The organism is Microbacterium sp. Bi128, from assembly GCF_918698205.1.
In genome coordinates, this window is sequence record NZ_CAKKMM010000332.1 from 1 (window position 1) to 4,604 (window position 4,604).

The window sequence follows — 4,604 nt, forward strand, 5'->3', positions numbered from 1 at the left end:
TCGGATTTGGGTTATTCCACCATGTTGTTCTTCTTTATTGTCAGTGGGGTCTATTTGCGGCTGGTGACGATGCCGACGGGCAGGACGGTGCCGATGCCCTCGGCGCGGGCGCGGTTAACGAGCATCTCGGCAACAACGATGTCCTGCAGGCCGGAACCGGTCGACTTGTAGATACGGATCCCGTGCTCCGCGTCGATGGCGGTTTCGCCGGTCAGGACGGCATTGAGTGTGACAATGAGCGAATCGACATCGACGCCGTGTGCCCGGGCCGCGATCATGTCCCCGCTGCCGTGCACGACCTCGTCACGGGTGTCCACCACGACGACCGCGGCGCGGGCGATCAGCTCCGCGGGCAGCTCGCGTTGTGCGGGGGTCGTGGAACCGATCGAGACCACCGCGGCGTTCGGGCCGACCCATTCGGCCAGCAGCGTAGGGGACTCGTCGCGGGAGCGTGCCGCGCACAGGATGAGATCCGCGCCTTCCGCGGCCTCGCGGGCCGAGCCGACAGCTCGTGCGGGTGCGCCGAACGTGCCGTCGAACTCGCGTGCAAAGGCCTCGCGGTTGGCAGGGGTCGGACTGAACACACGGATGTCGGCGAACTCAAGCAGGTGGGAAAAGGCTGTCAGGTGGGAACGCGCCTCAAAGCCGGAGCCGATCACACCGACGATCAGCGGCCGCTGCGGCACGATCGTGGAGGTGCCCACGGCAGTGGTCGCTGCGGTGCGCAGGCCGGTGACGCGATTTCCGTCCACGAGAGCCACCAGATCCGCGGTGTCCTTGTCGAAGAGTGAAATCAGATAGCTGACGCGCAGGCCGTCCGCGAAGGACCCGGCGATTGACTTTGCGCCGAACAGTTGGCCGTTGGGCGGCACCGAGGGCATGATCCGCAACCATTCGCGAGGTGTCTGGGCGAAGATCCTTCCCGGTGTGCCGCCCTCGTCGTCGGGGGCCTTGTAGGCGGTGCGGATGGCTTCGATCGCCCCGGCCCAGTCCGAAAGGCTGGCGACGTCGGCGTCGGTGAGAAAGAGCGGAAGATTGTTCGGTAACTCGCCATTGGTGCTCACGGGGGCACTCCTTGGATGTCGGGCAGCCGGTCCACGGGCTGCGGGCGTGGGTGGATTTACTGAGTAGACCCAAATAGTATCCGATACGAATCGTATCCTATATAGTCGTGACAGAGAACACGTCTCCAGGAAAGGATCCCAACCATGGCAATCGCAACCGTCAATCCGACCACCGGTTCGACCGAAATGATGATTGAGCCGCACTCGGCCGAGGAAGTCCAGGATCGCATCGCGGAAGCCGCCGAAGCGGCGCGGCTCCTGCGCGGCAGCACGTTCGCCCAGCGTGGGCAGTGGATGCTCGCCGCGGCGGACATCTTGGAGGGTCAGGCGGAGGGCCTGGGCGAATTGATCACCGTCGAGATGGGCAAGCCGATTGCGCAATCGATTGCCGAGGTGCACAAGTGCGTCAAGGCCATGCGTTTCTACGCCGAGCATGCCGGGGAATTCCTGGCCGATGCCCCGCTGGCGGACCCGTCAACTGTCGGCGCAACCCGCGCGTGGACTCGCTACGAACCGCTGGGCACCGTCCTGGCGGTCATGCCCTGGAACTACCCCCTCTGGCAGGTCATCCGGTTTGCGGCCCCGGCGCTTATGGCGGGCAACTCCGGCCTGCTCAAGCATGCCTCGAACGTGCCCCAGGCGGCGCTCTTCCTTGACACGCTCTTTGAGCGGGCAGGGTTCCCGCGCGGCTCCTTCCGCACTCTGCTGATCGGCGGCTCCGAGGTGGCCGGCGTCCTGGCCGATGCGAGGGTCAAGGCGGTCACCTTGACGGGTTCCGAGCCGGCGGGGCGCTCCGTTGCCTCCATTGCCGGGGACCATGTGAAGAAGGCCGTGCTGGAGCTCGGTGGGTCGGACCCTTTCATTGTCATGCCCTCGGCGGACGTCTCGGCCGCGGCGGCGACCGCCGTGCGTGCGCGGATCAGCAACAACGGCCAGTCCTGTATTGCAGGCAAGCGCTTCATCGTGCACACCGAGGTCTATGACGCGTTCGCCGCCGAATTCGTGAAGCTGATGTCGGAGCTTGTCGTCGGGGACCCGCTGGATCCCGCGACCCAGGTAGGGCCCTTGGCCACCCTGTCAGGGCGCGATGAGCTGGCCGGGCTCGTTGAGGACGCCCGCGCCCTGGGTGCCCAGGTGCTGACCGGCGGGGTGACTCCCGGGGGCCCCGGCTTCTTTTACGCCCCCACGGTGCTCGCCGGGCTCAGCGACGGGATGCGGATCATCCAGGAGGAGACCTTTGGGCCCGTCGCCTCGCTCTATCGTGCGGCGGACCGCGAGGACGCCCTGCGGATCGCCAATCAGACCACCTTCGGGCTTTCCAGCGCGGTCTGGACCAGCGACGCCCAGGAAGAGGAATGGTTCACGGCCAATCTTGACGCCGGCGCGGTGTTCGTCAACGGCATGACCGTCTCGCACCAGGAGCTTCCGTTCGGCGGGATCAAGCGCTCCGGGTTCGGGCGTGAGCTCGCCGCGGACGGCATCCGGGAGTTCTGCAACCTCAAGACCGTCTGGAAGGCCTGAGTCGCAAGGCTAGACGCGCATTCAAGCCCACCCGTGCCCTTGTGCGGCTAAGTGATGCATGTTACTTTTTATTCGAAACGATACGTACTGAACTTGAAGGAGCAAGATGGCTAACGTCAACGTCGACGTGGTAGTGATCGGGGGAGGGCCTGTAGGAGTCACTGCGCTGGCCTTGCTGGGGCGCGCAGGTCTGACCGCCGTCGGGGTGGAGCGTGATGTCCAGGTTTGGCCAACTGCCCGCGCCGTGCACTTTGATGGTGAAACCTTCCGCACCCTCCAATCGCTGGGCGTGGCCGAGCGCTTTGCCGAGGCCACGTTGCCGATGGCCTCGTTCCACATCGAGAACGAGGAGCGCGAAGTCCTGGTGTCGGTGCCGACCGGTCAGCTCGGCACCCAGGGTTGGCACGATGACCTCACCTTCCACCAGCCGGACATCGAGGTCCTGCTGCAGGAGGTCGTCGAGGAACTGCCCGGTGTCGAGCTGCGCCGCGGCATGACCGTGCTCTCGGTACGCAACGCCGAAGAGGGCGTCGAGGTTGCGGTGCGTGACGCGGGCGGTGCGGAGTCCCTTATTCGCGCCCGTTGGGCCATCGCCGCGGACGGCGCCCGCTCGCAGAGCCGCAAGGCACTGAACATCGAGACCGAAAAACTGGGCGAGGATGCGCAGTGGCTGGTCGCGGACGGGATCCTTGAAGACAGCCCGGGCCTGTCGTCCGACATGATCTTCCTGGGCCACCACACACGGCCCGCCCTGTGGATCCGCCTCCCCGGCAAGCGGGTGCGGATGGAGTTCATGTTGATGCCGGGGGACGAGCCTGAGGTAATTGCGACCCCCGCGGGCGTTGAGCGGATCAGCCACGGCGTGCTGCCGGCAGACAAGTTCACCGCGGACAGGCTGGCGACCTACACGTTCCGGGGACGCATTTCCCGACAGTGGCGTGCCGGGAACATCTTCTTGGCAGGCGACGCCGCACACCAGGCCCCTCCGCTCTTTGGGCAGGGCCTGTGCGCCGGATTGCGCGATGTTGCCAACCTGGTGTGGAAGCTCGACGCCGTCAAGCGCGGCGCGGCCGATGATTCTCTCCTTGACACCTATGAATCCGAGCGCCTGCCGCACGCTCGGTTCTGGGTCGAGCAGGCGGTCAACGCGGCCAGCTTCCTGCAGACCACCGACGCCGAGGTCGCCAAGCAGCGTGATGCCTTCATCAGGGCGAACCCGGCGGCGTCGGCACCCGTTGCACCCCCGCTGGGACCGGGCCTCCACGAGGGTGGCACCGACGAACGTGCCGGACGCCTGAGCATTCAGCCGATCCTCGCCGACGGGGTGCGCCTGGATGACATGGTGGATTCCCGCTTCCTGGTGGCAACCACCCCCGAGCTCTACGCCGGGCTCCCGGCCCCGCTGCGCAACCAGTTGGAGGAAAACGACGACGTTGTGGTGCTCTTCGATCCGGCCAAGGTCGGCCAGATACTTGAGGCCGCCGGTGCCCGGTTGGTCGTCGTTCGTCCGGATCGCTACATCCTGGGCCTCGGCGACACCCCCGAGGCCCTGGAACGCCTCATCGGCAGCATTCCGCAGGTCGGCCGCAACGTGCCGGCACCCATCTAAACCCACATCCGCGTCTAACAGACAGAACACAGGAGACCATCATGGCATTCAGCCCGATCACACACCTGAGGCATTTCGACATCGCGGTGCCCGACTACCAGAAGCAGGTCGAGTTCTACAAGAACCACTGGGGACTCACCGAAATGGAGAACGACGGCGGCGTGACCTACTTCGCCGCCGAGGGCTCCCCTGAACAGTATTCGGTCCGCGTGCGCAAGGCCGAGGAGAAGCGCCTTGACATGGTCGCGTTCGGCGCGGCGGACAAGGCCTCGGTAGACCAACTCGCCTCGGACCTCATTGCCAAGGGCGTGAAACTCATTGGGGAACCCGATGACGTCCAGACCCTCGGCGGGGGATACGGCTTCCGCTTCTTCGACCTGGAGGGACGCACCATCGAGGTCTCCTCCGAC

Annotated in this window: 4 protein-coding genes; 3 read left to right on the forward strand and 1 reads right to left on the reverse strand. The window is 65.7% G+C overall.

Annotated features, from left to right (window positions below; translation table 11 throughout):
• Nucleotides 1-50 precede the first annotated feature (50 nt).
• Complete coding sequence (locus LQV45_RS18300; protein WP_230008245.1) at nt 51-1,064, reverse strand: ornithine cyclodeaminase family protein; 1,014 nt, start codon at nt 1,062-1,064, stop codon at nt 51-53.
• A gap of 144 nt (nt 1,065-1,208) precedes the next feature.
• On the opposite strand from LQV45_RS18300, the gene LQV45_RS18305 reads away from it, so the two are divergent.
• The 3 genes from LQV45_RS18305 to LQV45_RS18315 form a co-directional block, all read left to right on the forward strand.
• Nucleotides 1,209-2,585 (forward strand): aldehyde dehydrogenase family protein, encoded by a 1,377-nt coding sequence (locus LQV45_RS18305; protein ID WP_230008246.1) that lies wholly within the window; start codon nt 1,209-1,211, stop codon nt 2,583-2,585.
• 106 nt (nt 2,586-2,691) lie between these two features.
• A complete protein-coding gene (locus LQV45_RS18310) occupies nt 2,692-4,194 on the forward strand; it encodes a bifunctional 3-(3-hydroxy-phenyl)propionate/3-hydroxycinnamic acid hydroxylase (RefSeq protein ID WP_230008247.1) in 1,503 nt (500 codons plus the stop codon).
• A gap of 41 nt (nt 4,195-4,235) precedes the next feature.
• On the forward strand, nt 4,236-4,604 hold a 369-nt coding region (locus LQV45_RS18315; protein ID WP_230008248.1), incomplete at its 3' end, for a VOC family protein.

Coding starts and splice junctions, on each gene's coding strand:
- LQV45_RS18305 (WP_230008246.1), top strand. CDS start 1,209: ATGGCAATCGCAACCGTCAATCCGACCACCGGTTCGACCGAAATGATG.
- LQV45_RS18310 (WP_230008247.1), top strand. CDS start 2,692: ATGGCTAACGTCAACGTCGACGTGGTAGTGATCGGGGGAGGGCCTGTA.